Source organism: Actinomadura hibisca NBRC 15177 (genome assembly GCF_001552635.1).
Taxonomy (GTDB): Bacteria; Actinomycetota; Actinomycetes; order Streptosporangiales; family Streptosporangiaceae; genus Spirillospora; species Spirillospora hibisca.
Genome location: NZ_BCRO01000011.1, coordinates 250,892 through 277,504 on the forward strand (window position 1 = coordinate 250,892; position 26,613 = coordinate 277,504).

General features: G+C 66.7%; 29 protein-coding genes and 2 pseudogenes. 15 read left to right on the forward strand and 16 right to left on the reverse strand.

Annotated elements, in window-relative coordinates; genetic code table 11:
* Positions 1-21: 21 nt before the first annotated feature.
* Positions 22-750, reverse strand: coding sequence for a TioE family transcriptional regulator (locus AH6_RS05465; RefSeq protein WP_067474491.1), 729 nt, complete (start codon positions 748-750; stop codon positions 22-24).
* A gap of 58 nt (positions 751-808) precedes the next feature.
* Here AH6_RS05465 and AH6_RS05470 point away from each other — a divergent pair, with 58 nt between their 5' ends.
* On the forward strand, positions 809-2,014 hold the full coding sequence (locus AH6_RS05470; RefSeq protein WP_067474494.1) for an erythromycin esterase family protein: 1,206 nt from the start codon (positions 809-811) through the stop codon (positions 2,012-2,014).
* A 223-nt stretch (positions 2,015-2,237) separates the two neighbouring features.
* Here the strand turns inward: AH6_RS05470 and AH6_RS05475 are convergent, their stop codons facing one another.
* The gene (locus tag AH6_RS05475) at positions 2,238-2,741 is read right to left on the reverse strand and encodes a MarR family winged helix-turn-helix transcriptional regulator (RefSeq protein WP_067474497.1); all 504 of its coding nucleotides are present in this window, start codon (positions 2,739-2,741) and stop codon (positions 2,238-2,240) included.
* 145 nt (positions 2,742-2,886) lie between these two features.
* Here AH6_RS05475 and AH6_RS05480 point away from each other — a divergent pair, with 145 nt between their 5' ends.
* Positions 2,887-3,342: a hypothetical protein gene (locus AH6_RS05480; RefSeq protein WP_157431279.1), complete on the forward strand. Its 456-nt coding sequence runs from the start codon at positions 2,887-2,889 to the stop codon at positions 3,340-3,342.
* Positions 3,343-3,864: 522 nt separating this feature from the next.
* Here AH6_RS05480 and AH6_RS05485 read toward each other — a convergent pair.
* A complete protein-coding gene (locus tag AH6_RS05485; protein WP_067474503.1) occupies positions 3,865-4,062 on the reverse strand; it encodes a hypothetical protein in 198 nt (65 codons plus the stop codon).
* A 117-nt stretch (positions 4,063-4,179) separates the two neighbouring features.
* Here AH6_RS05485 and AH6_RS05490 point away from each other — a divergent pair, with 117 nt between their 5' ends.
* The 11 genes and pseudogenes from AH6_RS05490 to AH6_RS05535 all read left to right on the forward strand — a co-directional run bounded on the left by AH6_RS05490 (position 4,180) and on the right by AH6_RS05535 (position 10,266).
* Positions 4,180-4,638: a MarR family winged helix-turn-helix transcriptional regulator gene (locus AH6_RS05490; protein ID WP_245679189.1), complete on the forward strand. Its 459-nt coding sequence runs from the start codon at positions 4,180-4,182 to the stop codon at positions 4,636-4,638.
* Positions 4,639-4,889: 251 nt separating this feature from the next.
* Positions 4,890-5,249 carry a nuclear transport factor 2 family protein gene (locus AH6_RS05495; protein ID WP_067474972.1) on the forward strand — a complete coding sequence of 120 codons (360 nt, stop codon included), beginning with the start codon at positions 4,890-4,892 and terminating at the stop codon, positions 5,247-5,249.
* 264 nt (positions 5,250-5,513) lie between these two features.
* Positions 5,514-5,669, forward strand: coding sequence for a hypothetical protein (locus AH6_RS43450; RefSeq protein ID WP_157431280.1), 156 nt, complete (start codon positions 5,514-5,516; stop codon positions 5,667-5,669).
* Positions 5,668-5,880 (forward strand): annotated as a pseudogene (locus AH6_RS05500) (MarR family winged helix-turn-helix transcriptional regulator); the annotation flags it as partial. The gene AH6_RS43450 and the pseudogene AH6_RS05500, both read left to right, overlap by 2 nt.
* 307 nt (positions 5,881-6,187) lie before the next feature.
* Positions 6,188-6,433: a hypothetical protein gene (locus AH6_RS05505; RefSeq protein ID WP_067474506.1), complete on the forward strand. Its 246-nt coding sequence runs from the start codon at positions 6,188-6,190 to the stop codon at positions 6,431-6,433.
* Positions 6,405-6,917 (forward strand): DUF6879 family protein, encoded by a 513-nt coding sequence (locus tag AH6_RS05510; protein ID WP_067474509.1) that lies wholly within the window; start codon positions 6,405-6,407, stop codon positions 6,915-6,917. The genes AH6_RS05505 and AH6_RS05510 overlap by 29 nt, the downstream gene beginning before the upstream one ends.
* A 6-nt stretch (positions 6,918-6,923) precedes the next feature.
* On the forward strand, positions 6,924-7,775 hold the full coding sequence (locus AH6_RS05515) for a helix-turn-helix domain-containing protein (RefSeq protein ID WP_067474521.1): 852 nt from the start codon (positions 6,924-6,926) through the stop codon (positions 7,773-7,775).
* Positions 7,776-7,870: 95 nt separating this feature from the next.
* On the forward strand, positions 7,871-8,122 hold the full coding sequence (locus AH6_RS05520) for a hypothetical protein (RefSeq protein WP_083982245.1): 252 nt from the start codon (positions 7,871-7,873) through the stop codon (positions 8,120-8,122).
* A gap of 3 nt (positions 8,123-8,125) precedes the next feature.
* Positions 8,126-8,581 (forward strand): hypothetical protein, encoded by a 456-nt coding sequence (locus AH6_RS05525; protein WP_157431281.1) that lies wholly within the window; start codon positions 8,126-8,128, stop codon positions 8,579-8,581.
* Between the two features lie 11 nt (positions 8,582-8,592).
* Positions 8,593-9,039 (forward strand): hypothetical protein, encoded by a 447-nt coding sequence (locus AH6_RS05530; protein WP_157431282.1) that lies wholly within the window; start codon positions 8,593-8,595, stop codon positions 9,037-9,039.
* A gap of 60 nt (positions 9,040-9,099) precedes the next feature.
* On the forward strand, positions 9,100-10,266 hold the full coding sequence (locus AH6_RS05535) for an MFS transporter (protein WP_067474529.1): 1,167 nt from the start codon (positions 9,100-9,102) through the stop codon (positions 10,264-10,266).
* Positions 10,267-10,309: 43 nt separating this feature from the next.
* Here the strand turns inward: AH6_RS05535 and AH6_RS05540 are convergent, their stop codons facing one another.
* The 6 genes from AH6_RS05540 to AH6_RS05555 all read right to left on the reverse strand — a co-directional run bounded on the left by AH6_RS05540 (position 10,310) and on the right by AH6_RS05555 (position 17,351).
* Complete coding sequence (locus AH6_RS05540; protein WP_067474532.1) at positions 10,310-11,164, reverse strand: TIGR02452 family protein; 855 nt, start codon at positions 11,162-11,164, stop codon at positions 10,310-10,312.
* A 119-nt stretch (positions 11,165-11,283) separates the two neighbouring features.
* Positions 11,284-11,505 carry a hypothetical protein gene (locus AH6_RS05545; protein ID WP_067474535.1) on the reverse strand — a complete coding sequence of 74 codons (222 nt, stop codon included), beginning with the start codon at positions 11,503-11,505 and terminating at the stop codon, positions 11,284-11,286.
* Positions 11,506-11,543: 38 nt separating this feature from the next.
* The gene (locus AH6_RS05550) at positions 11,544-12,749 is read right to left on the reverse strand and encodes a CDP-glycerol glycerophosphotransferase family protein (protein WP_067474537.1); all 1,206 of its coding nucleotides are present in this window, start codon (positions 12,747-12,749) and stop codon (positions 11,544-11,546) included.
* 270 nt (positions 12,750-13,019) lie between these two features.
* Positions 13,020-14,225 carry a WD40 repeat domain-containing protein gene (locus AH6_RS42140; RefSeq protein WP_083982246.1) on the reverse strand — a complete coding sequence of 402 codons (1,206 nt, stop codon included), beginning with the start codon at positions 14,223-14,225 and terminating at the stop codon, positions 13,020-13,022.
* A 286-nt stretch (positions 14,226-14,511) separates the two neighbouring features.
* Positions 14,512-16,587, reverse strand: a complete 2,076-nt coding sequence (locus AH6_RS42145) for an ATP-binding protein (RefSeq protein WP_157431284.1) — start codon at positions 16,585-16,587, stop codon at positions 14,512-14,514.
* Between the two features lie 122 nt (positions 16,588-16,709).
* Complete coding sequence (locus AH6_RS05555) at positions 16,710-17,351, reverse strand: HARBI1 family protein (RefSeq protein WP_373861739.1); 642 nt, start codon at positions 17,349-17,351, stop codon at positions 16,710-16,712.
* 264 nt (positions 17,352-17,615) lie between these two features.
* Here AH6_RS05555 and asnB point away from each other — a divergent pair, with 264 nt between their 5' ends.
* Positions 17,616-19,436, forward strand: coding sequence for an asparagine synthase (glutamine-hydrolyzing) (asnB, locus tag AH6_RS05560; protein WP_067474544.1), 1,821 nt, complete (start codon positions 17,616-17,618; stop codon positions 19,434-19,436).
* Positions 19,437-19,525: 89 nt separating this feature from the next.
* Here the strand turns inward: asnB and AH6_RS43455 are convergent.
* The 4 genes and pseudogenes from AH6_RS43455 to AH6_RS05575 all read right to left on the reverse strand — a co-directional run.
* Positions 19,526-20,218, reverse strand: a pseudogene (locus AH6_RS43455) (IS5 family transposase); the annotation flags it as partial.
* 115 nt (positions 20,219-20,333) lie between these two features.
* On the reverse strand, positions 20,334-20,774 hold the full coding sequence (locus tag AH6_RS05565) for a DUF6234 family protein (protein ID WP_157431285.1): 441 nt from the start codon (positions 20,772-20,774) through the stop codon (positions 20,334-20,336).
* An 80-nt stretch (positions 20,775-20,854) separates the two neighbouring features.
* Entirely contained in the window at positions 20,855-21,946 is a 1,092-nt protein-coding gene (locus tag AH6_RS05570; RefSeq protein WP_067474550.1) for a hypothetical protein, read from the reverse strand.
* A gap of 109 nt (positions 21,947-22,055) precedes the next feature.
* Complete coding sequence (locus tag AH6_RS05575; protein WP_067474553.1) at positions 22,056-22,601, reverse strand: helix-turn-helix domain-containing protein; 546 nt, start codon at positions 22,599-22,601, stop codon at positions 22,056-22,058.
* 71 nt (positions 22,602-22,672) lie between these two features.
* Between AH6_RS05575 and AH6_RS05580 the strand changes: the two genes are divergently transcribed.
* Positions 22,673-23,608, forward strand: coding sequence for an alpha/beta fold hydrolase (locus tag AH6_RS05580; protein WP_067474556.1), 936 nt, complete (start codon positions 22,673-22,675; stop codon positions 23,606-23,608).
* Here AH6_RS05580 and AH6_RS05585 read toward each other — a convergent pair.
* The 3 genes from AH6_RS05585 to AH6_RS05595 all read right to left on the reverse strand — a co-directional run bounded on the left by AH6_RS05585 (position 23,550) and on the right by AH6_RS05595 (position 26,539).
* Positions 23,550-24,035, reverse strand: a complete 486-nt coding sequence (locus AH6_RS05585; RefSeq protein ID WP_067474559.1) for a molybdopterin-binding protein — start codon at positions 24,033-24,035, stop codon at positions 23,550-23,552. The genes AH6_RS05580 and AH6_RS05585 overlap by 59 nt on opposite strands.
* Before the next feature lie 155 nt (positions 24,036-24,190).
* On the reverse strand, positions 24,191-25,066 hold the full coding sequence (locus AH6_RS05590; RefSeq protein WP_067474562.1) for an alpha/beta fold hydrolase: 876 nt from the start codon (positions 25,064-25,066) through the stop codon (positions 24,191-24,193).
* Positions 25,067-25,099: 33 nt separating this feature from the next.
* On the reverse strand, positions 25,100-26,539 hold the full coding sequence (locus AH6_RS05595) for a carotenoid oxygenase family protein (RefSeq protein ID WP_067474565.1): 1,440 nt from the start codon (positions 26,537-26,539) through the stop codon (positions 25,100-25,102).
* Between the last annotated feature and the right edge of the window lie 74 nt (positions 26,540-26,613).

The window sequence follows — 26,613 nt, forward strand, 5'->3', positions numbered from 1 at the left end:
GAACTCTTTATGCATCTTGGTTCATTCGTGTTCTCGCAGGTACGTCTCCAGTTCGACGGCCCCGGACAACATCGCGCGCCCACGATCGGCCAGCCGTCCATGCCAGTCGCGCAGTGTGGCCTCCAGCGGCTCCAGCCCACCGGCCGCCCGTACCTGGGCGAGCAGCGGCGCGATCTGCTCCAGCAGGTAGCCGCCCCGCCTGAGCTGGTGGGCGAGCCGGGCGTCCCGCACGGCGGCCTCGTCGTAGACGCGGTATCCGGTCTGCGGGTCGCGGCGCGGGTGCACCAGCCCGGCGCGCTCCCACTTGCGCAGCGTCGCGGGCTGGATGCCGAGCTTCCGCGCCAGCGGCCCGACGAACGTGCCGCCGGGCACGGTGGACGTCCCGTCAGACATCGCCGTGGACCCCAGGTCACGAAGGGCGGTCTCCACCGCCTGAAGGGTTCGCCGGTCTTCGAGGAGCTGGGCGTGGCTCTCGTCGATCAGATGGAACGCCTCATCGACCGCGCCCCGGTTCACGGCCTGCATGATCGACGTCGCCGTCTGGTGGCCGTGGCCGGGGATCAGGGCCAGGAAGGCGGCGAGGGCCAGGGCATGCAGCGGGGTGTAGGTGCGGTAGCCGCTGGGCGTGCGACCGGCGGCCGGAAGGATGCCCGCCTCCTCGTAGTTCCTGACCGCTTGCGTGGACAGACCGTGTTCGCGCGCCAGGTCCACCGGCCTGAGCTGCACACCGTTTTGAGGGTTCAGAGCCATAATCCCGAGGATATTGCGTCTAAGTTTCAATCGAAGGTTCAACGATACCGTTTAAGGCATGGCTATTGACATCAAGAACGCAGCCCACGCCGTCGAAGCCGCCTCCATCATGGGACTCCTCCCCCACCGGCCCCGGCTGCTCGCCCTGGGCGAGCCCACCCACCGCGAGGACAGCCTGCTCGACATGCGCAACGAACTCTTCCGCCAGCTCGTCGAGCAGGAGGGCTACCGCACGATCGCGCTCGAAAGCGACTGCCTGGCGGGCCTGATCGTGGACGACTACGTCACCTCGGGCCCAGGCACCCTCGACGAGGTCGTGGAGCGCGGGTTCAGCCACGAATGGGGCGTCTCCTCCCCCGCCAACCGCGAGCTCGTGCGCTGGATGCACGCCTACAACGACGACCGGCCTGCGTCCGAGCAGGTCCGCTTCGCCGGGTTCGACGGCCCGCTGGAGATCACCCACGCCGCGAGCCCCCGGCAGGCCCTCACCGCGCTCCACGGCTTCCTCGCAACCCACATGGACGCGACGCTGCTCCCCTGCACCACCGGAAAGCTCGACCACCTGCTCGGCGACGACGACCGGTGGACCAATCCCGCCGCGATGATGGACCCGTCCCAGTCCATCGGCCAGTCGGCCGAGGCCGCTCAACTGCGGCTGCTCGCGGACGACCTGGCGGCGCTGCTCGAAGCGCAGACGCCGCACCTGCTCGCGGTCACCTCGCAGGACGACCTGGACCGGGCGCACCTGTACGCGCGCACCGCCACCGGCCTGCTGCGCTACCACCACTGGATGGCCGACACCTCACCGGCCCGCCTGACCTGGCTGCTGAGCGTGCGGGACCAGATGATGGCCCACAACCTGCTCGCCGTCGCCGCCCACGGTCCGGCGTTCGTCTACGCCCACAACTCCCACCTCCAGCGGGAGAAGAGTTCCATGCAGATGGGCGGGATGCCGCTGGAGTGGTGGAGCGCCGGTGCGCTGGTGAACGTCCGGCTCGGCGAGGAGTACGCCTTCGTGGCCATGGCCCTCGGCACGATCCGGCACCAGGGTGTGGACGTCCCGCCGTCGGACACCGTCGAAGGTCTCCTGTACGCGCTCCCCGAAGACCGCTACGTCATCGACACCTCGCGGCTGACCACCGCCCTCGGCGACACGCGACCCGCGCACCGCGTCTCCCCCTGGTTCGGTTACGCCTCGTTCGACCCGTCCCACCTGGGAAGCATCGACGGGCTCGTGTTCGTCAAGGACGTCCCGCAGAGCTAGAGCCTGTTTCTTGGATCAGTTGCGGAGCCAGATGAGCAGGACGGCGAAGGTGTAGGCGCGCTCGTCGTAGCGGGTGGCGACGGCGCGGAACTGCTTGCGGCGAATGCTGGCGCGTTCGACGGTGTTGGCCCTCGGACCGGCGCCGCGCCCCTGACGGACGCCCGGAGAGCGCCGCGCGGCCCGGCGTGCGCCCCTACGCGCGTCCCGGCACCGGCCGCGCTCCTCAGGAGCCGATGGCCGGGTCGGGTGAGCGCCGGGTGCGCAAGGTGGTGATGTGCGCCCGGATGTTGTCGGTCATATGCAGCAGGAAGTCGTTCAGCAGCGCCAGTTCCTGGTCGTCGTAGCGGGCGTACATGGCCTGGAACCGCTGGGCGAGCGGCTGGAAGACCTCCTCGATCTCGACCGACCGCAGGGGGACGAGGATGACCTTGCGGCGGTCGTGCGGGTCGGGTTCGCGGCGCAGGAGGTCGGCGCGTTCCAGCCGGTCGACCACGCCGGTGACCGAGCTGGGGGTGAGGCCGGCGAGTTCGGCCAGGCGGCCCACGCTGATCGGGCCGGTCTGGTGCAGCAGCCCGGAGCACTGCTGGTCGATCACCTGCAGCCCGAACCGCGCGGCCGCGGCGGTCGACAGCCCCATCATCGCCAGATGCAGCAGCCGTCCCTGCACCGCCAGCTGCGCGAGCGCCTCGTCCCGGCCCGGCCGGTCGTCGGAGTCACCGGACGTCATGGGGCCGAAGCTTAGCGAATCCAAATATTACGGATTCCGTGAAGAACGAGTTCCGTGCTAATAATGATCTTGGTCCGGTCGGACCGTGCCCGGCACGGCGGAAAATCAGGACCGCGACCACCCCCCAAGCAACGAGAGGCTCCCGATGCGCTCATACAAGTCGGCCCGTGCAATGCTCGCCACCCTCGTCGTCGGCGCGACCGCCGCCACCGCCGTCGGCCTGGCCACGCCCGCCCAGGCCGAGGCGTCCGTCGGCGCGCGCGCCGCGGGCCCGTGGAAGAGCTGGACCCTGCAGCCGGGGGCCGCCGGCGTGGCGACCTCCGGCAAGAGCCGCACCCTCAGCGCGAACAAGGCCGAGGTGCACGTCACCGCCAAGGACACCGCCGCCGACCAGAAGGGCGCCTACGTCTGGGTCATCAAGTACGGCACCGTGGCCGGCCGCATCACCAAGACCAAGCTGAACGTGGCGGCCGACAGCCGCAACCACACCTGGACGAACCAGGGCGGCGCGGGCCTGCGGAAGATCACCGTCCAGGAGTGCGTCGACAACAGCTGGACCTGGGAGATCTGCAGCCCGGTCAAGACCGTCTGGACGGCCTGACCGGCAGGCGGCGAACGCCGCGGCCTCCGCACGCGCTCGCGCGCGTGCGGAGGCCCGCACCGCACCACCACCGTTGAGATGCCGACCGAACCGCGAAGCGTTCGGGGCATCGGAAGAGGCAGAAGCCGTCCGGCCAGGCCGAGCAACCTCAACGGCTCAGCATCATCTCCTGCTCCGCGCACGACGACTTCTCGGGATTGCGCACGAAGTAGAGCCCGGTGACGAGGCCGCCACCGCGCCGTCGATCTCCCCGCCGAGCCGCAGGATCATCCCCGGGAAACCGTTGACCTGAACCGGCTCGCGCGACTACGTCAACAAGCAGGCGCTCATCCAGATCGGCTCCTACGGACCGGCGGTGAACCGGCCGCCCCCGCGACACCGCCGATCCGCAACGGGACTCGATCCTCAACTGGAACCGTCCGAGCGACACCGACCCCGGCGACCCGGCCCCGCACCTGGCGTGGATCCGCGACACCTACCGGGCCACCTTCGCCAACACCGGCACCGAGCCGAGTCCGGCGCTCAGAATCCGATGATCGCGAAGAGGATGCCGCCGACGATGTGCGCCACGACGGTGAGCACCAGCCCGACGATCAGCAGGTTCTTCGCCACCGGGTGATCGAACTGGGAGCCGGGCCGGGTGCGCCGGGTCGAGTTCTTCAGCGCCTGGTCCTCCAGCTCGTCCAGGGACGGCAGGAAGGACGGTCGTCGGAGGGGCATCCGGTCTCCTCGGTTCGCTGGGGCGGCGGCCGGGCATCGATTCGCGCACCAATACTTGGTGCACCAATCATTGCCGTACTATCTTTATAGCCGAGAAACGCCCCGCCTGGAGGTCCCGTGGCCGGTGATCTGAGTAACGCCCCCAACCCGCTCGCCCTGGAGAACCAGGTGTGCTTCGCCCTGGTGGTCGCCTCGCGCACCGTGCTCGCACACTACCGGCCGATCCTGGAGCCGATGGGCCTGACGCATCCGCAGTACCTGGTGATGCTGGCGTTGTGGGAACACCGGCGGCTGTCGGTGAAGGAGCTCAGCGGCCTGCTCCAACTGGACCCGGGCACGCTGTCCCCCCTGCTCAAACGCCTGGAGGCCGCCGACCTGATCCGCCGCGAACGCGACCTGCGCGACGAACGCCTGCTGGCCGTCACGGTGACACCCGCAGGCCAAGCCCTACGCGAACAGGCGGAGAAGATCCCCGCCACGATCATGGAACGCCTGGGCATGAGCCTGGAAGAACTCCAAGACCTGCACCGGACCCTGACCCAAGTCATCACCGCCGCCAGCACCCAACCCACCTGAGATCTCCACGAGACAACGCGAGAACCGAGCATTCCCGCGCACACCTCAGCAAGACAGGCGACCATGACGGAGACGTCCCGTGCCAGTTGGGTTTCCTCTGCGCCGGTGAATCTTGCTCTCGCTGTCGGTTCTGCCACTCCGTTTTCCGCAGCGTCCCCTCGGCGATCGGGAGTCCGTGGGACAGACTGCGAAGATCAGCCGAACGTGAACACTGTGGTGCGGCTACGGCGCCGACTGGGAGGGTGACCCTCATGGAAGACTTGCGGGACGCCGAACGCCGACTCCAAGCCGCGCAGCTGGCTGGAGATGTCGAGGCACTTGACCGGCTGCTGGACGATCGGCTGATCTTCACCTTCGGCGCCAACGTTCAGACCAAGGCCGACGATCTGGAGATGCACCGCACTCGGGCGCAGGTGCTGACGAAGGTGGCCGAGGAAGAGTTGACCGTATTCGCCGAAGGACGTACCGGGGTGACCTGGTTTCTCGGCACCGTCGAGGGGACCGTCTCCGGGACGCCTTTCGCGGCCAGGATGCGATACACCCGCACGTGGCTGCACGACGACAGATACGGCTGGCGAATCATCGCCGTGCACGCCGGCACGGCCGATTGACACAACCGACACGTCGCCTCACGACCATGCGCCAGCCCCTCAGATGCCCGCCAACACCGGGCAAGATCCAATGGCAAGCCACCCACCGCCCCCCACCATGAGGACTCCTCGCCACCGCTCAGTCCGCCACTGAAGACTTCTCACCACAGGTCACGACTGCGCCAGAGGACGATTCGCTGTCATCGGACAGGAGAGCCAATAGTTCGAACGACAATGTCGATCAGCTCCCCGACCGCATGACGCAGTTCTTCAGGCTGGCCACCGGTGACCAGGGCGTCCACGACGCTTGAGGAGTTCACGGGCCTGCTCGCCAGCGCCCAACGCTCCGCCGTCCACCTGGAACTGCGGGACGCCTACTCCATGGGAGACCCCCTACCGAGCATGGCGAGAGGGACGGCCCTACGACCGCAGCGAACGTGAGCCGATGGGGCTGACGCATCCGCAGTACCTGGTGATGCTGGCGTTGTGGGAACACCAGCGGCTGTCGGTCAAGGAGCTGAGCGGCCTGCTCCAACTGGAGCCGGGCACGCTGTCGCCCCTGCTCAAACGCCTGGAGGCCGCCGACCTGATCCGCCGCGAACGCGACCTGCGCGACGAACGCCTGCTGGCCGTAACGGTGACACCCGCAGGCCACACCGCCGCCAGCACCCAACCCACCTGACCACGCCAGATACCGTCGGCTACAGCCCGTCAAGGCTGAAACCGCCCCGCCCGTCCCCGAGCCGAGACCCGTCCTCGTGGGGCTCAAGCCAGTTGCCAAGCCGACTCAGCGGGACGGCCATCGCCCCCTGAGAGAGTTACGGACAGTCTGCAAGGAGAGAACCAGCCTAGGACGCTGCGGTGTTCTGGGCCCTTTTCCTTGACTGCGGTCGCCTGTCCGGGTGAGGGTGGCCAAGGTGCTCGCAAGCTGTCGCAACTCCCGATCCTGGAGGCTCGTGATGCGGCTACGTTTCCTGACGATCGACCCCGAGACCAATGGCGACCACTGCCCGGCGGTGTTCGTGGACGAGGAGACCGGCGACCTGGTGTTCCAGGGCTGGACGGTCACCGACGCCACGGTCCTCGAGCAGGTCGGCGCACACAGTCCGATCGGCGACGACGAGACGGTGCTACGGCTGCCCGCCCGCATGAAAGCCCCGATCCTGGAGGCGCTCCTTGCCATCGAAGATCCCGCCGTTCAGTGAGCTGATCGCGCAGACCGAGCGCTCGGCGGTGCACCTGGAGATGCGCGACGCCTACACGCCGAGCGACCCCCTGTTCCTGGAGTGGAAGGCGGGCAGGCCGCTGCCTTCGCCACTGCTACCGAGCTGGCACGAGACCGTCCGTCGGCACACGGCCAGGGGGGTGATGTTCCGCCGGGCCCGTGTGGTCTCCGAACCGCTCAGCGACTTCATCCGGTTCGAGTATGAGTCCACCGAGGACCTCAACCTTGCCGCCGGAGAGCAGGTGCGCTGGCTACCTCGGCGGCAGGCCGTGGGGCTGGTGCTGCCCGCCCATGACTTCTGGCTCTTCGACGATCGCCTGGTGCGCATTCACCACTTCTCAGGAAACGGCGAGATCGTCCAGGACGAACTGTCGGACGACCCGGAGCTGGCCAAGCTGTGCGCCTCAGCCTTCGAGGCGGTATGGGATCGGGCCATCGACCACGAGGACTACCGGCCCGCCTGATCATCCATGGCTGTCTCACCATCGTCGGGCGTCCAGCGCGCACGCCGTGAGCTGGCGGCACGGGTCCGTGAGATCCGGCTGGACGCTCGGCTCACCGCACGGGCGCTGTCCGAGGCCGCAGGCTGGCACGAATCCAAGACCAGCCGCATCGAGTCGGCCAAGCAGGCGCTCACGGAAGAGGACATCCGCACCTGGTGCCGGGTCTGCGGAGCCGAGGAGCAGATCCCCGATCTGATCGCTGCCTCCCGTACCGCCGAGCGGGCGTACATCGAGTGGAAGCGGCTCAACCGCAGCGGCCTGCGTCGCATCCAGGAGTCGCGTGTCCCGCTGTATGAACAGACCCGGCTGACCCGGGTCTACAGCTCCAACGTGGTGCCGGGCTTCTTCCAGACCCCTGCCTATGCCACGGCCTTGCTGGGCAGCATCACCAGCTTCCTTGGCGTGCCTGACGAGGTGGAGCAGGCCGTCGAGGTGCGCATAGCACGCAACCGGGTCCTGTACGAGGGAGACCACCGCTTCGGGATCGTCCTGGAGGAAGGCGTCCTGCGGCACCGGATCGGCGACGCCGAGGCCATGGCGGGCCAGCTCGGGCACTTGCTCGCAATGATGTCGCTGCCCTCGGTCTCGCTGACGGTCATCCCATTCTCGGCCAGCCAGCGAGAGATGTGGCCAGTCGAGACCTTCACCATCTTTGATGACCACCGGGTGCACGTGGAGTTGCTGTCAGCCCAGGTCACGGTGACTGCACCCTCGGAGATCGGTCTCTATGTCAAGGCGTTCGGGAAGATGTCGGACCTGGCGGTCTCGGGCAGCGAAGCGCGCTCGCTCATCACCTCGGCGATCGAGGCGCTCGGATAGGCGCGCAAGTCATCGCAAGTTTGTGGCTTGGACCACAGACACTTCCCTAACTTCTTGGGAAATCGCCTGTTCACACTCCCGAGGAGTCCCAGCTCATGGACGTGATGCATCATCTGTGCGAACTGGCAGCCCAGTTGGAGAGCGAGCACCTCCGCACCCGCATGACCGAGACCCCCGACCGCCTGGAACTGGTGGTCACCAACCCCGAGGCCGCGCGGCTCACCGAAACCGTCCGGATCGAGGGCGGGGACTTCCAGTGGCCATGGGGGCAGACGATCGCCCCGGTCACCGAGAAGGCCCTGGCCACCCGCCGTATCGCCCGCGTCCTGGCCACCGCGCAGGGTTGAGCCGTGCTCACTACAGAGGTGCTGGACTACCGCACCGACCTGCTGTTCGACATCGCCCGCAAGGAGTTGCTCGGTCAGAGCGGGCTGGTCGAGGTGATCGTGCTGCTCGACGCGGACGCCGTGGGGCGCATGATCGTCAACGTGTCGTCCCTGCCGTTCCGCGCGGCTCCCGACCGGCTCGCCGAGCAGATCCGCGACCACCAGGCCATGGCCGCCGCGCACATCTGCCCGTTCACTGCGGTGGGTGTGGCAGGGCCGTTCCCGGTCGGTGTCAGCCACACCATCCCGCACCATCTGCGGCACCTGCTCATGGGCATGGGGCACTGGCCCGCGCACGGCTACTCTCACGTTCGCGCGGCTCAGATCATTGACAACGGCGACGTTCTCGATCTGGCCGAACTGGAGGAACCGGGCATTCCCATCGCGAGCTGGCTGGCCGACCTACTGCCACGAAACTGAGATGGGACACCATGGCCGTCCGTGCGCGCTCTCGACGCGATCACGTCCACACGGCGTTCCTTGCCGTACCGGATGGCGATGTCGCGCCGCTGCTGCAGTGGAGTGAAGCACCGTTCTTCCCCATGTTGTGGTGGGAGGCCGTCTGTCGGGGTGGTCGTGTGGTGCTCGTCTGGACGCTCGTGGCCGCTGTCGGGATCGCCCTGATCGCCTACCGCCAGGCGAGGCCGACGCGGGCCAAGAGTTGCGCCGACGTCGCGGCGGTCGGCCTCGTCGACGGCCGCGAACTGTGGCGCACCGCCGGTGTCTCGGCGGCGTTCCTGGACAATGGCGTCACCACCGGCGGCGGACTGGGCGTCCTCCTTGACGGTCGCCGCCTGAGCGCCGTCGATCTGAAGACCGGTGCCCCGCGCTGGACGGCCCCGCGGTCGACGGGCTGGACGTGGGGGGCGGCCGGGTGACGATGATGTGGCCCAACTGGAAGCACGGCGACTCGCTGCACGTCCTCGACGCACGCACGCATGAAAAATGATCTTGTTGATGTCGATCGGCGTCACGAACCGGCCGGTCCCGTCGTCTGGTTCCTCTCGCTGGCGGCCGCGCTCGGGACGGCGACGATCTATCCGTTGCAGCCCGCCATCGCCGATGTCGCGGACTCGCTGGACGCCTCGCTCGCCGCCGTCGGGACGGCGCTGGCCTGCGGGCCGTTGGGGTATCTCGTCGGGCTTGGTCTGCTGGTTCCGCTGGTCGATCGGTTTCCGCCGAGGCGGGTGTTGTCGGCTCAGGTCGGCGTCCTGGCGGTCGCCTTGTTGTTGAGCGCCGTCGTCGGTGATGTCTGGGCGTTGGGTGCCACGATCGGCGTCATCGGGGCCTGTTCGACGGTCGGCGCAGGCGTCAGTTCGGTCGTCGGTCGGCTGGCGCTCCCCCATCGGCGCGCGGCGACGCTGGGGATCGTGACGGCCGGGATATCGGCGGGCATCCTCGCCGGCCGGATCGTCGGCGGCTGGCTCGCGGAAACGATCGGCTGGCGCGGAACGCTCATGGTGTTCGCCGGGGTCTGCGCGGCCGTCGCGGTGGGCCTGCCGCTGGTGGTCCCGAGCACCCGGCCGGGAGCCGAGCGCGGCTATCTCGCCACGCTGCGATCGATTCCGGGGCTGTTCGTCCGGCACTCGGCGTTGCGGTCGGCCGCCACCCGGGGCGCCCTGTGGTTCTTCGCGTTCTGCGCGCTGTGGTCCGGGCTGGCGGTGGCGCTGTCGGAGCCTCCCTACTCGTACTCGGCAGAACGCATCGGCCTGTACGCCCTTGCCGGACTGCTCGGCATTCCCGCCACCCGGATCGCGGGCAGGTACACCGACCGCGTGGGCGCACGCCGCGTGATCCTCATCGGCCTGGCCATCGCCGGAGCCTCGACGGTGGTCCTCGGCTTCGCCCTCCCGGACGCCGCCGTGGCCCTGACCTGCCTGGCGCTGTTCGACGCGGGGCTGTTCGCCGCGCAGGTCGCGAACCAGAGCACCGTCCTCGCGCTCGACGCCGCAGCGCCCGCGCGGTTCAACAGCGCGTACATGCTCGTCTACTTCGTCGGCGGAAGCCTGGGGACGGCCTTCGGCGCCACGGCCGTCGAACGGTTCGGCTGGCCAGCGACGACGGCGTTCACCACGGCCGCCATCGTCCTGGCCGCGAAGAGCTGAACGGTCTGGTCGGAGGCCGGTGGATCCACGGCGCGTGCGGCCCTCAGGGCGATCCGGGGGCCGAATCGTCCGCCGGGGTGAACCGGTCGGCGAACGCCCTCCGGTTGGCGGAGTCGGGCGAACGGTCCCAGACCGCGAAGACCACCCGCTCGAACAGCGTTGAGAACGCCCCGCCTGCGGTGAGGTGGGCGTGGAACGCCTCGGCGACGTCGTCCGGGTCGTTCCGGAACACACCGCATCCCCAAGCGCCGAGCACCAGCTGGCGCGCGCCGTGGTGGGCGGCGACGGCCAGGACCCGTTCCGCGCGTTGGTGCAGGACGCGCGGGATCCGGTCCCGCACGCTCGGGTCCCGGCGCAGCACCTCTCCGGCGTTCGGCGCGGGAGAGGTCAGGAACGAGACGAGGTACGGCTCGGCCAGCAGGCGGCCGTCGCCGTCGCGGTGCACGGGGACGTCCGGGGACCAGATGACGCGGTCGCTGTAGAGCAGATCGGGAGAGTCGCGGTGGGCGGTGTAGTAGTCGGGGGCCTGCAAGAGGCAGGGATACAGCAGGGCGTTGCGGCAGAGGTCCTCTTCCTGGGCCTTGGCACCGCCGAGATAGCCGCCCCCGGGATTGCGCGCGGAGGCGAAGTTCAGAACGGCGATCCGGTCGGCCCCGGCCAGGTGCAGCCGCCGCGCGGCCTGGAGGCTGTCCTCGTCGGTCACCTCGAACGGCTTCCGGTCGACTATCGCCGCGCGGGGCACATCGATCGGCCCGTAAGGCGGATGGCTCACGGTGTTGGAAATCGCTGCTTCCAACGCCGGGCCCACGACGACTTTCGCGCCATCGTCGGTCGTGTACTCACCGTCGGCGACGATCTGCGCATTGGCGGTCGCGACCTGCCGCAATCTTCCACTCACACGCCCACATGCTAGGCCGCGGCCATCCCAAAGCGCATCATGCATTTCCTGCGGTGGCGCCTTCCGGGACGGTGACGCGGGCATGACGCCCGCACTGCTACCCGTCCGCTCGCCCGAACTCAGCGCAGCGCCGTCAGGCGGCCGCCCAGACGCCGACCGGCCTGGACGACCAGCCGTTCGACCCGATAGGAGGCGGAGTTCTTCAGCAGGTCGATCTGCTGTTCGCGCGCCTTCACACCGGCGTACAGGGAGTCGATCTGGTCCTCGTAGACGGCCACTTTGTCCCTGAGCCGCTTGATCTCGTGCTGGAGCTGCTCCGGCGACAGGTCTTCCCTGCTCAATGCCGTCTCCCGATCAAGGTGGGACGGCTGCGGACCCGTCATTCGGCGGACTCGAAGAACGCCTTGATGACGCGTTCGGAAGCGTGTCCGTCGTCGTAGGGGCAGTAGCGCTCGACGAACGCCGCGTAGGCGGCGGCGTGCTCGGGGGCGCGGTCGTCGACGTGGCGGATCGCGTCGAAGACCTCCTCGGAGGTGCGCAGCAGCGGGCCGGGGGCCTGTGCCTCGAAGTCGAAGTAGAAGCCGCGCACGGTGTCGCGGTAGGCCTCCAGGTCGTAGGTGAAGAACAGCTGGGGCTTGCCGGTGACGGCGAAGTCGAACATGGCTGAGGAGTAGTCGGTGACCAGCATGTCGGCGAGCAGGTACAGATCGGCGATGTCGGGGTAGCCGGACACGTCGATCACCGAGCCGTCCCGCTGGGACCAGGTGCGGTCGGTGATCAGGTAGTGGGCGCGGACCAGGATGACGTAGTCCTCCCCCAGCGTCTGCCGGGCCCGGGCCAAATCCAGCTCCAGCGAGAAGCCCCGCTTGCCGGGTGCGGTGTGGTGGTCGTCGCGCCAGGTCGGCGCGTACAGCACGACCTTCTTGTCCCGGGGGATGCCCAGCCGTGCCCGCACGCTTTCGGCGATGGCGGCGCGCTCGGGGCTGTTGAGGATGTCGTTGCGCGGATACCCGGTCTCCAGGATGGCGCCGTCGTACCGGAACGCCCGCCGCAGGACCTCGCTGGTGAACGGGTTGGGCGACACCAGCGCGTCCCAGGCCGGGATCTCGTGGTCCATCCAGTCCAGCGACTCGGTGCGGCGGAACGACATCTCCCGCAGGTCGTGGCCGATGCGCTTGAGCGGCGTGCCGTGCCAGGTCTGCAGGTAGCGCTGGTCGGGCCGCTTGACGAACCAGTGCGGGACGCCGAAGTTGCCGACGATGTAACGCGCGTCGGCCAGCGCCTGGTAGTGCTCGCGCGTGTTGTTGTAGACCACCTGCGCGTTGCCCGGCACGTGGAAGAGGCCGTCCTTCGACGCCCAGGCGAATTCCAGGTCGGGACGGATCTCCTGCATCTTCTCGTAGAGCGCCCGCGGGCTGCAGGAGTACTGCGAGCCCGCGTAGGCGTCGAAGACGACCAGGTCGCGCAGCGGCTTGCTGCGCATCAGGGGGTAGTCGGTCCGCTGGATCCGCCGCTGGGCGAACGCGCCCCGGTCCTCGTCGGGCTGGGCCAGCCGGCTCCGCAGCAGCAGATTCCAGCCCGTCATGGCCCGCTTCGGTTCTCGCGATCAGCTCTTGATCGGTTCCCAAGGCCTTGGTGAGAGAGCCGCCCACGGAGATGGACCCTAGAGGGGGATTTGTCGATGTGGAATTTCTTGGCCTCGCCGATGAAGAGATCGAGCCAAACCTAGAAGTACATCATCGAGCCGTCAGGCATGCTGCGTGACTTTGCCGGTCACCGTCCTGGCTCACGAGTCGTGCTTGTCGATCTTGCGCGATTGGAGCATACCCCAGGCTGACCGGCCGTCAGCAATTGATCATAATCCAAGATGGGAGCCAGTAACGGCCGAAAGGCCGATGGCACCGTCAGCGCACGCTAAGGCAAGCAGGCGCCCCTCGGGAGAGAAGGCTAAGGCGTTGACCCCGGCCATCTCTCTGATGGAGATCTCGCGGACGAGCTTTCGCGTGCGGATCTCCCATAGCCGAACCGCTGAGTGGTAGCCGCCGGTTGCCAGCAAGCGTCCATTGGGGGAAAACGCAATCGCGTAGGCACCTCCGACGTGGTGAGTCAGCAGGGTTCCCGCAACTGGATTCGTCATTAGGTCCCAGATCCACACTGCTCCGTCATGGCCGACGCTGGCCAGAAGGCGCTCAATGGGAGAGAAGGCCACTGTGTGAACGCTCGCCGTGTGTCCTACCAGCCGGCTTCCGATGAGTACACCGGAGGTTGGATCCCAGAGGCCAATGGTGTTGTCATAGCTGGAGGTGGCCACCATTTCACCACTACGAGAAAAGGCGACGCCATAGATCGTTCCTTCGTGACCCGCGAGGGGTTCGCCAAACTGGGTTCCCGTGGGCATGTGCCACAGCCGCAGTGTTTGATCGTGGCTGACACTGGCCAGCAACCGCCCATCGGGAGAGAAGGACAAGCCGTACGTGCTGGCCGCATGCCCAGTCAGCTCACGCGCCAGTGTGGTGGCCGCCGGTAAATCCCAGAGCAAGATGGACCCGTCCTCCGTCGAGCAGGCGAGGAAGTCCCCTGCCGGCGAAAAGGCGACCGCATTCACTGCGGCAGTCGACCCATCCCGAAGGCGATGGGCCGGAGTGCCCAAAACCACGTCCCACAGTTGGACCAGGCCGTCCTCTCCTGCACTGGCGAGGAGAGTGGAATCAGGCGAGAACGAGAGCGCGTTCACTGCGTCAGTGTGACCTCGGAGTACGACTTCTCCGAAGGTGGTGTCAGCCGACGAAGCCTCGGCGCTCGTATCTGTGGCATCTCTCGCCGCCACCCAGAGCTGCCTGAATTCTTCCACCCCCGATGCTCCGGCGAGGGCCTCCACCACGAGTTCTACCTGACCCCATCGGGGAAGCGTACGACACTTGAGAACAGAAGCGACCGTCGTGTGGCTGATCGCCTTGTGAGTGCGAGCGGATATATCTCTGGTGCTCGGTTCTCCTGACTTGCGGTAGAGACGTTGTATCCGGTGCCTCAATTCCTCCAGCGGACTTTTCAACGTCTCCACCGACCTTCACGCGGGAAACTGTATCTGTCCGTAAAGATTCGTAAGTCCCTGTAACAGGTTGTAAGCGGCCTTCTTCGGAAGCTGAGACTTGCATTAAGACCACATCAGATCACCTCAACCGTCGAAAGGTCACCCAATGATGCAAGTCTATACAGTGATACCCATCATTCTTTCCCTCGGACTGTTCGGACTAGCTTCCATCTATCTGTTCTCAAAGGAGCCCGACCGCCGTCGCCGCGCTTGGCGTCTCCTGAAACTGATCTTCCGAGACAGGACATAAGTCCGCCTACTGCACGCTGCTGGAATACATCCCGATCAGCTCATCGAGACGTCTTCTGATGGTCTCTTCCTGCGGGTCTCCCAGTTCTCGAAAAATAATCATCGACTGCTTAAGCTGTTCCATAGCGTACGGAATATCGCCCTGTTGCATCGAAAGCTCCGCGAAACACCTCAGTGTTTCTGCTTCTCCGTGGCGATCTCCCACCCGTCGCTGCAGACCAAGACTGTAGGAGAACTTCGCGGCAGCCCTCTCGTGATCTTGAACCAAGGTGAGGGCTCGGCCCCAATTCGAGACTACCCGCGCCTCACCTACGATGTCGTTCAGCTGGCGATACACACTTGCAGACTCCGCAAAACGCAACTCGGCTTCCTCACCGTTACTCCGCTTCAGAAATACTCGTCCGATGTTGTTCATCACCCGGGCCTCTCCCCATCGGTCATCGATCCGGCGATTTAGGAGAATTGCACTTTCAAGATACCCCTGGGCGCGATCGAGATCGCCGACTTCTAGGTAGACGCACCCCAGATTGTCTAGGGTGGCAGCCTCTCCATAGGTGAACCCGGTTGAGCGCCACTGCTCGAGGGCACGTTCAAGGCATTCGGCGGCATCTTCCAGGCGGCCGGCCTCGCGATAGGCTATTCCCAGATTGTCACGGACGCGACATTCACCGCGCACGTCACCGATTCGCCGGGCGCAGTTGAGACCCAGCTCGTGACTGTCGATCCAATCCGGAAGGTACTTCCGCAAGTCGTAGTAGCTCCACGCGGCGGTCGCCATCTTCCAGACCACGTCGAACATCTCAGACAGTTCCGCGCATTTGAGTACTCCCATCAGGTTCAGTCGTTCAAATTCGAACCACCTGAGGGCATCCTCAAATGTGGAGATCCCCTCAACCGGCACAGCTGACGGCAAACCCCTGAGGTCAATGGGAGTCCGATGAGGAGAGAGCTTACGGTTGGCAGCATCGGTCGCATTGACGTACCACAAGCATTCGCGCCTCCGGCTCTCGCCGAGATCCGCCGCTGTCTCGTCCTTCATAAGGCAGTGCTGAGCGAAGATCCGTACGAGGTCGTGGAAATGATAGGTCTTTGCATACCCATTTCTTTCCAGCAGGCTAGCCGAAATGAGAGCCTCCAGGGATCTCTCCACTTCGCGCACGGATACACCAGAGAGCGCCGCAGCAGCCCCAACATTAAAATGCGGACCTGGATGCAGAGAGCAAATGCGAAATATTCGCGCTATTTCGATGGGAAGCGCCTTGTACGACCAGTCGAAGACACTCTTCATCGCGGTGGTCGAATCGTTGTCCGGCGTGGCAAGGATATCAAGTCGGTCCCGTTCCATACTCAGGGATTCGACTAAATCTTCAAGACTGTACGAACGATCCGATGAAATCCTCTCCGTTGCGATGCGGAGCGCCAAGGGCAATCTGCCGCAGAGATCGGCGAGGTTCATCAGAATTTCTTCGTCGCCATCATGTGCCGATTGGGCCAGCGTCCGTTTGATCAAGTCGATGGAATCTGCCATATCAAAGGCGTCGAGATCGATTCGATACGCGTCATCGCGGACAACGAGGCTCGTCAGTGAATCTCTACTGGTGATCAGCACAAAGCAGTTGCCGGCCCCTGGAAGCAGCGGACGGACCTGAGCCGCAGTGCGAGCATTGTCGAGGACGATGAGCATGCGCCTGTCCGAAACGAGAGTACGGAACATCGCAGCTCGCGATTCTGCCGAATCCGGAAGCATCGCAGGCCCTATTCCGAGAGCGCGAAGAAAGTCACCGAGCACATCGCCGGGATCCCGCGGAGATTCTGTCGGCCCGTATCCCCGGAGATTTACATATAACTGTCCATCCGGGAAGATTTCAGCATTTTGGTGGGCCCAGTGGAGGGCCACGCACGTTTTGCCGATACCACCTGTGCCAGCGAGCGCCGAGACGACAGCCATCCGGGCCGATTTATGCTCTTGCGCTACATCCAAGAGCCGACTCAACTGCCCCAACTCACGCTCGCGTCCGACGAAAACAGCAGCATCCGCTGGCAGTTGCCGGGGCGGCGTAAGACCCGTGCTGTTAGTCGACACTTCCCCAGGCTAAGGTCGCGGAGCAAAAGCCACAAGGCTGTTGACGCCTACTTGGCTCGTCGCTCTGGCCGCAAAAGCACCATCCTGCCCCACAGGCACCATACAGTGAGCGCTTTTCATCCTCATGTGGCCTGAAGCCCGCGGACCTGTAGGAGGTGGATGGCTTTGGCCAGCAGCTCGGCCTTCCAGGGGCAGCAGCGCAGTTTGCGCAGGACGCGCCAGGACTTGAGTTGGGCGTTGGCACGTTCGCCTGGGCCGCGCAGCCTGGCGTGGGCCCGGTTGGCGTCCTTCTGGGACGGCGGCTTGCCCTTGCCCTTGTAGGGCGTGACCAGCTCCTTGACGCCGTGGTAGCCCTTGTCAGCCAGCACCACTAGCCCGGCGGCCTCCAGTTCGCGCAGCACACTCCAGATCCGCACGGCCGCAAGGTCGTGGGTGCTGCCGGGCAGCGCCCCCGACACCCATACGATGTCTCCTTCGGGGGTGGCGATGACCTGCAGGTTCATGCCGTGTCTCTTGTGCTTGCCCGAGTAGAACGGCCGATCGGCCTTGACCCGGTCGATCAGGATCAGCGTGCCGTCCACGACCAGGTAGGGGTGCCCGTCCGCGGCGGCCTTGCGCAACACCGCACGGAGTTTGGGCGCACGGGCGGCCATCTCGGCGTAGGTCTCGCCCTTGTGCAGGTAGATCAGCACCAGCAATGCCTGTCGGCCGGGGTGCAGCCGCCGCCAGCGGGTGCTGATCTTGGCGCGGTGCCGCCGCACCATACTGGCCAGGTAGTCCAGGGTCGAACGCGACAACGGCAGCGCGGCACGGTAGAACTGCACATGGAACCTCTGGTGGAGATGGTGGTTCTTGGTCGTTCAACCTCTCTACCAGGGGTTTCCTCATGCTCTGATGCCCTCCTGTCACCGCCTCGGCGCCTCAGTCGATCGCCCGACCAACCGAGGATGAAAAAGGCTCAGTCACCGATACAGTAATTTTGGTGAGACCGTTATTCGGACTATTGCTGAGCGGGTTATGCTTGCCGCATGTGTGGCATAGCCGGTTGGCTCACCTGGCAGGTCGCTGATCAACCAAAACTCCCTCTAGTGAGAGACATGGTTCAGGTGATGTTGTCAAGAGGCCCAGATGGCATCGACGTCTGGGAAGACGCGACCATGTCATTGGGACACTGCCGTCTTGCTGTTATTGATCCACGCCACGCCAGCCAACCAATGCTCTCGTCTCCCGACGAGGAGCGGCCGATAGCACTCTCCTTCGGCGGAGAGATATACAACTATCGCGAACTGCGCCGGACTCTTATTTCACTGGGCCATTCATTCAGGACAGAGTCCGATACGGAAGTAATCCTACGAGGATACATCGAGTGGGGAACCTCCATGCCACTCAGGCTTAGAGGCATGTTCTCCTTCGCGCTCTGGGACTCCAGAGAACAGCTGCTTCTACTAGTTCGTGACCCGTTGGGAATCAAGCCCCTTTTCTATTACGAGTATTCGAACGGGGTTTTGTTCTCATCGGAGCCAAAAGGCTTGTTGGGTCATCCTCTGGTTGAAGCTGCCGTAGACCGAGAAGGCCTAGCCGAGTTGCTGGGTCTCTGGCCGTACAAGTCTCCTGGTCATGGCATATACCGAGGGGTCAAGGAGGTGAAACCTGGCGAACTCATAGTGTTTCGGAGAGACACAACCAGACGGACGGCTTACTGGGGCTTGCGGAGTCTCCGTCACACAGATGGTCCGAAAGAAACAGTGGCGCGGGTGGGTCAATTGCTTGACACAGCAATTTCAAGCCAATTGACGGCCGATGTTCCTCTCGCCTTCCTCCTTTCTGGTGGTCTCGACTCAAGTGGGCTTGTGACCATCGCCTTGACGCACTGGAAGAAGACCTATCCCGTTAATACGTTCAGCCTGGATTACGAAGACTCGGAACGCGATTTTGTCTCCACGCCTTTCAGGCCCGACCTTGACAAGCCGTACGTGCATGATATTTGCAGGTTTCTCGGAACGTCACATACGGAGTTCGTTCTGAATTCTGCAGATATCCATGCCGCAGAAATGTCTGCACTGGCCGCACGGGATTTGCCGGATACCGGAGACATGGATGCTTCGTTGATCCTTTTGTTTGGTCGCATAAGCGAGAACTTTCCGGTGTGCATCACTGGTGAGGGCGCCGACGAGCTGTTCGGAGGATATCCGTGGTTTTGTGAGGCGCTCACGAGCCCCCTCCAATCCTTTCCCTGGCAGCCCTATCTGTGTTTCAACAGGAACTTCATTCGCCCCGATGCCGCCGCGCAAATAGATCTCGACGAGTACGTCGCGCAGAACTTCGCAGACTCCGTCCGAGAGGTCGAGAGGGTCGAAGGTGAGGACCTGCGGCAACATAACTCCCGGGTGATGTCCTATTTGGATCTGACGAGATTCCTCCCTGGCCAACTGGAAAGGAAGGACCGGGCCAGCATGGCCAGGAGCGTGGAAGCACGCGTGCCTTTCTGCGACCAGGACCTCGTTGAATACGCATGGAACATTCCCGGTTCCATGAAGTCCTGCGACGGCATTGAGAAGGGAATCCTGCGTGAGGCTCTCTGCGGATCGCTTCCAGACAGAGTCAGGTTGCGCAGGAAGGCGTCGTATCCAACACTCTTGAACGTGGCGCACGAGGCATACTTGCGTCGTCAGATGCTCCGCCTCATCGCCGACCAGGATTGGGCTCTAGCTGATGTGATCGACACTGAGCGGCTGAGCGGTGTCCTAGCAGGAGACTTGCCAGCTCCCGCAGCTCGGCCATCCGTATGGATGGGCAGGATCTGGAGTCTTTATCGCTGGTGCGAAGAGTACGATCCGCGGATGGCATGAGAGTCCACCGGGAAGACCTCGGTCAGAGCTTGATCGAGGTGCGCATGAAGGCGCGCATCTCGGCGTCCATGCATGGTAGTCCCCGGGGGGTACTGCAGGAAGTGCTTGGGTTTGCGTTCGTAGTGGCGGTGCCGACGGCGAAAGCCGCCCAGCCATGACACCGTGCGTTCCACGCCCCAGCGGTGCCGATCCAGCCGCTGCGAGGACTCGGTGTCCCGGTAGGCAATCCGTGCGGTGATACCACGCTTGCGCAGGAAACCTCGCAGGTGAGCGTAAGCTTCGCCCTTGTCGCCGTGCAGTTTTCCAGGGCGGCGCCAACGCGGACCGCGGCGCAAGCGGATGGGCGGGATGCTGCGCACCAACGGCTGAAGGGCTTGATTGTCGTGGGCGTTGGCCGTCGAGATCCCCACCGCCAACGGCGGTCCGACGCAGTCGACGATCAAATGGATCTTGGAGCGGGGCTTGCCGCGGTCGACTGGGCTGGGCCCGCTCAAAGCCCCTTTGACGGCACGGACACTGACCGAGTCGATCACGCACCGCGCTCAATCTAGCTCCCCGCGAGCACCGAACTCGTCCAGCACCACCCGCTGCAGCCGCTCCCACACTTGCGCAGCACTCCACTCGGCGAAACGGCGATGCGCCGTCTGCCAGGACCCGCCGATCGTTCACCGTCCCTCTTAGGGTCGGGACGGCGAAGGCGGCACCACGCCCTGGAGCAACTCCCACAGCTGGTCAGGCACCAGCCGCTCCTCAAAGCTCGTCACACCCCGACCAACGACCATCCACCAAATGAATCACGGTCCAAACAGCACTGTTGCATCACGTCGGCTGACAAATACTTCTACAACGTCGTGCCACAGGTTGAAGAGCCCCAGAACGCTCGGTCTGATCCGCTTCTTAGGGCCGTGGGCCGCAGCCTTCGTGGGCGGGGGCTCGGCAGGAGGTGTACGGTCCGTCGCTGCTCGGTGAAGGCGTCGGGGCCGGAGTCGGCGGGTGCGCCTGGTGGTGTCCCATCATGGCGACACCGATCAGCACGGCCGCCGCCAGTGCCTGGGTCGCGACGGTCACCCAGGCTCGCCGCCGCCACGCCAGCAGCACGGCCGCCAGCAGGCCAAGACCCGCGCAGACGATGGTGGCCGTGACCGCCTGGTCCCATGCCGGACCGTACCGGCCGCGCGGGTCACCGTAGCTCCGCGCCCAGCCCTCCATGCCCGCCCCGAACCAGAACCACCCGAGCACCAACACCTGAAGGACGCCCAGGCAGATGGCGAGCAGGAAGTCGGACCCCACGCCGATGCGGTGCGGCGGGGCGACGGGAGGTGAGGTCGAGTTCGTCACGCCGGTCAGCTTCGCGGACGGGCGACGATCCGATATGGGCGCAGATACTCACATCGGTACTCACTTCCCAGCGCCCCAGGCTAGGGAGCGTTCGTCAGCACCACCGGCGTCAGGTCGCGGTGGCCGACCGCCCACAGGGCGGAGGTGCCGGGTGCGCCGTCGACGTCCCAGATCCGGGTTTTGGGCGAGGACGGGAACTCGGTCGTCTGCCAGCCGGAGCCGGTCCAGCGGAACAGGGCGCCGGTGCCCAGGCCCGAGTCGGGGTCCGGGTCGGTCGGGGTCTGGCCCGCGACCACGAGGCGGCCGGAGCCGTCGGAGGTGAGCGAGCCGTGGGCGTCCGGCGGCGGCGTCACCTTGACCCAGGCCGAGCCCGTCCAGCGCACCAGGTTCTGGATGCCGCCCGTGGTGTCGCGGCTCGCGTCGGTCGCCCACACCTCGCCGGACGTCGTGACGGAGACCTGCGCGAGCGAGTCGTTGAGCCACAGTTCGGGCACCGGGAACGACTTCCACGTCTTACCGTCCCAGTGCACCGCCGCCGGCACCGTCTCCTCGCCCACGGTTCGGCGGCCGACCGCCCAGACGTCGGACGGCCCGACGGCCACGACGTCGTGCAGGAGGTGGTCGGCGGGCAGGTCCACCTTCTGGAAGGCACCGTTGACCAGACGCAGCAGGGAACGGTCCGCCCACTTGCCCGCGACCGCCCAGGTGCCGCCCGGCCCGGTCCGCACCTCCACGCGCCGCACACCGGCGGGCAGCGGGACGGGCCGGAAGCGCGTCCCGTCGAACCTGGCGACGTACGGCAGGTCGGGCGCGCCGGTGACGAACACGTCGTCGCCGTACTGCGAGAGGCCGGTCAGCACGCTGAACCCGGGCCAGCCGTCGAGCGGGTACTCGTACCAGCGACCGTCCTTCATGCGGCGGACGACGGGGTTGCCGAGCGTCCAGTAGGTCCCGCCGGTCGGCTGCGGGATCCCGACCTTCCCCTGCGCCCCGGCGACCCACACGTCCCGGGGCCCGGCCGCCTCCACGAACTCCAACGTCCGGCGCGGCCACAGGAACGGCGGCTCGACCTCGCGCCAGCCGTCCGGCGGTGCGGCGTGCGCGGGCATCGGCGCCACGACGACTCCGGCCGCCAGCACGACCGACAGCAGAACCTGCTTCGCTCCACGCACCGCGTCTCCTCACGTTGCCAGTGTTCTCTGGCAACGTACAGAGGCGCGGCACGGCGGGGCAAGAGCGGGTAACTCTAGAAAAACAGCGATGTCTGCGGGTTCGAGGCGTTCACTGCGGCTGTTCGTCGGTTTCGGCCAGCGGGAACAGGATGGGGCTGAGCAGGTGGGGCGCGCGGTCGGGCGACGGCGGATGCGACAGGTGGTCCGTGATCGCGTCCCGCATCTTGCCGATCAACTCGGCGCGTTCGCGCGGGCTCAGCCAGAGCACGTGCTGCCGGTAGCCCACCAGGTCCGTGACGGGATCGACGCCGTCGTGCTCCAGGTAACCGGTGAACTCGGCGAGCAGCGCGGCCATGGCGGCGGTGAACGCGCGACGATGGTCGGCCGCCGACATCGCCGCGATCGTGTCGGGGCCGACGGAGGCGCGTTCCTGCTGCAACCGGTAGCGGCGCTCCACGGCTCCGCGCACGCGCTGCTCCTCCGCCACCTCCAGGACACCGCCCTCGGCGAGCAGGCCGACGTGCCGGTAGACGGTGGCCTTGTGCACGTCGGGGATGCGGTCGGCCAGCTGGGCGGTGGTGAGGACCCGCCCGCCCGCCATGGCCTGGACGATGCGCAGCCGCACGGGATGGGCGAGCAGTTCCAAGGTGTCCACACGCCGAATGATCGCACATCTGCTAACGTTCGCAGAGTTGCGAATGGTCGTCGCGTGGTCAAGGAGTGGTGATGGGGTCCCTCGCTTCGGAAGATCGGAACGCGCCGCCTCTGGGAAGCCGCCACCAGGTGCGGGACCGGCGGCTGATGCTGCACCGGTCGGGCTCCGGCGGACCGGCCGTGGTGTTCCTGGCCGGTGCCGGGCAGGTCGGCTTGGACTATCTCACCGTCCACGATCGGGTGGCGGAGCTGACGTGCAGCGTTCTCTACGACCGGGGCGGCACCGGCTGGAGCGACCACGTCGAGCTGCCGCGCACCGCCGCCGACGTCACCGACGAGCTACGCGACCTGCTGCGCGTCGCTCAGATCGACGCCCCTTACATCCTGGTGGGGCACTCGCTGGGCGGGGCCTACGCGCGGCACTATGCTCAACGCTTTCCTGACGACGTGGCCGGGCTGCTTCTCCTGGATCCCTTCCACGAGGACCTGTACGAACTCGGCCCCCAGCAAGCCCGCGACCAGCTCGCGCAGATGCATCGCCAGCCGATCCCCGAACTGACGCCCGAACAGGAACAGCAGGCCCGCGTCCAGATCGCGCCGATGTTCGACGCCTGGCCGGAGAACGTCCGGCAGCCGCTCATCGACCACCACGTCACCGCCGCGTGGAAGGCCGGGCTGCTGGAGGACCGCAACCTCTACGACCAGGTCGCCGCAGAACTACGGCAGGGACCGGAACTCCCGGACGTGCCGCTGATCGTCCTGACCGCGCTCGGGCATGACGACACCCAGGCGCACCTGTGGGCCGACCAGACGCTCCGGCAGATCAACGACCTCAAGACGAAGCTGCACGCGCGACTCGCCGCCTCCGTGCCGCGCGGGCAGCACCGCCTGCTCGACGCCGGGCACGGCTGGCTTCACCAGGAGCACCCCGACGCCGTCCTCCAGGCCGTCAGAGATCTCCTGGACGCCTCGGGCGCGCGGCGTCGAGGCACAGGTGGATGGTGGTGATCCCGCTGATGTTGCGAGCGCCGCAGTGGTCGCCGGGGACGACGAGCTGAGGTCCTTCGCCGTCGAGGACGCGGCCGTCCCGCGTCACCGCGATCAGGACGCGGGTGGCGGCGAACTCGGGGTCGAGTTCGGCCCAGGCGAGCAGGGTGCTGTGGCCGTCGCCGCCGTGCACGGTGATGAGGGTGCGCAGGCGGTCCCTGCGGTCGGGCGGGATGGCGGTGGCCCGTGCCGCGAGGTCGGCCAGGAGCGGGCCGGTGAAGTGGTGGCGTCTGCTTCCTGACCGGCGGCAGGAGAAGGTGACGGCGGCCTCGCGCTGGGGCATGTCCCGCAGGTCGTCCATGGTGAAGGCGCGGGTGGACCGGGCGGGGTCGGCGGGGTGTGCCGTGGTGGAGATGAGCAGTCCGGTCCTGTCGATCGTGGACGGCATCGATGACCCCTCGCCTCAAGGCTGCGAACGATGTGAAGCCTCCCGCCCAGTGTTCCCGGAGCGGAAGGCTTCCACACTTATATGCGGCACTATGGCCTAAATGGGGTCGCAGATGCGATGAGACGAGCCGTTCTCCTTAGCGTTTGCGGAATCCGTCAGCGGGCCAGGTGGCCGCGCAGGAGTTCGGCCACCTCGTCGGCGGCCTGCTCCGGAATCCAGTGCCCGAAGCCGATCAGCGTGTGGAAGGCGTACGGGCCCGTCACGAACCTGCGCGTCAGCTCGGCCCCGGCACGGCTCAGCGCCGGGTCCTCGTCGCTCCGGATGAACAGGGTCGGGACCGTGACCCTGGCCAACCGCTTCGGCGAGTTGAACGGCATGGCCCGGTACCAGTGCAGCGCCGGGGTCAGCGCCCCCGAACCCACCAGGTGATCGACGTCCCTGGCGGCGTTGGCCTCGCTCTGCCCACCGGTGGCCAGCCCGGCGATGAGCCGCGACCTCGCCCGCCGGACGACCCCGCGCAGGACCAGCTCGGGCAACCAGGGGATCTGGAAGAGGTACATGTACCAGGACAGCAGGCACTGGCGGCTGGTGAACAGCGAGCGCATGAACGCGGCGGGGTGCGGGACCGACAGCGCGGTCACGGTGGCCACCACGTCGGGCCGGGTGGCGGCGAGCGTCCAGGCGACCGACGCGCCCCAGTCGTGCCCGACGACGTGCACCTTGCGGCCGTCGGGCACGGCCGTCCGGATGAGGGCGAGGACGTCCTCGGTGAGCTGGGACAGGCGGTAGGCGAACCTCCCGCGCGGGCGCGCGCGGGGCGAATATCCACGCTGGTCGGGTGCCAGCGTGCGGTATCCCGACGCGTGGAGCAGCGGTGCGAGCCGCTCCCAGGAGCGGGACGTCTGGGGGAAGCCGTGCAGCAGCACGACGACGTCCCCGCCGATCGGTCCTTGGTCGGCGACGTCGAACACCAGGCCGTCGCGCTCGAAGGAGGTGATCCGCTGCTGGCCGGTGTCGTGTTCGGTGGTCATGGGCGCCGTGGTCTCCTCGGTGGAAGGGCCGCGCTACGCGGTGAGGGGGTGGCCGGTCGAGCGTTGGATCCATTGCCCGTGGAAGGTGAGGCCGAGGCTTTCGGGGACGGGCAGCGTGCAGACGGGGCCGTCGGCGACGGCCTGCGCGTCGAAGATGACGATGTTCGTCGTCGCGGTGGCGAGGTGGGTCTGGTAGGCGATGAGCCAGCCCTGGTCGTCGAGCCGCTGGGCGGCGCGGGGCACGAAGAGGGGTTCGCTGACCAGGTGGCCGGGGCCGTAGTCGTGGACGTCGGCTTCGCCGCGCTCGGTGTCGTAGCGCGCGACCGCCGTCATGAACAGGCCCCCGGTCGCGTCGCTGACGGCCGCGCCGTAGACGTTGCGGTGCGCCGTGGTGGACCGGCGCAGGTCGATGGTGGGCCACTCCAGCGGCAGCGCGTGGAGCTGGTGCGACTCGACCTTGCCGGAGGCGTCGACGCGGTAGCGCCACAGGCGGCCGACGGGGAGGCAGGCCGGGTCGGTGAGGTGGCTCATGCTGGAGATGGCCTCGTGCATGACGGTCCAGGACCGGAAGCGGACGAGGTCGAACACGATGTCCTCGCCGTCGTCGTAGGCCCCGGCGAAGTGCCACTGGAACCACGGGTCGGTCTCCACGACGCGGAACGGCCCGCCGGCGCGCGGGACGAGCAGGATGCGCGTGGCCTCGTCGCCGTGCCAGCGCATCGCCTGGAACGCCGGGACGCGGCCGGACGCCACGGCGGCCATGTCGAGGATGACGGGGCCGAGGCAGAACACCAGGTGGGTGGCCGTCATGGCGAAGTCGTGGACCATGTAGCGGCGCGGCAGCCGGATCGTGCGCAGGTGCTCGGTCGGACGGCCCCGCCTGGAGCGGTAGATCTCCAACTGGGGGCGCGGGCCGTAGACGCAGCCGAAGTTCCACAACTCGGCGGCCTCGGGGTCCCAGCACGGGTGCGCCGAGTAGGGCGTGCCGAGCCGGCGGCCGAAGGGTCCTGACGGCTCCAGCGCGCCGCCGAGGTCGCAACGACCGAGGGTGTCGAGCGTGCCGGGGTCCAGCTCCCAGGGCCGGTCGCCCTCCCAGAGCGCCAGCAGCCTGCCGTCGATCATCGTCACCGACGTGTTGGCCTGCGAGGCGGCCGGGCGGAGCAACATGTTGCGGAGCCGGCCGCCCGCCGCGTTGGAGCCGCCCAGCCGGAGCGGCGGCCCGTCGCCGTCCCGGGCGGTGCGGGAGGCCCGGTAGGAGGGGGTGCGGACGTAGCGGGAGCGGACGCGCACCGGCGCGCCGGGCTCGAACGTCACCGCGCTGACCAGGCCGTCCCCGTCGATGACGTAGTCGGACAGGTGGTTGCCCGCACCGTTGCGGTAGAGGGTTCCGGCCAGGTCCGCGGGGACGCTCCCCTGGCTCGGGCGGAGTTCGGCGTCGGCCTCCCGGGCCCGGCCGCCGCGACGCAGATCCATGCGCGCTCCAATGTGATCAGTGAACACATTCATGTGAGCACTGATCACATCTGCTCGCGGGACCGTTGTCAAGG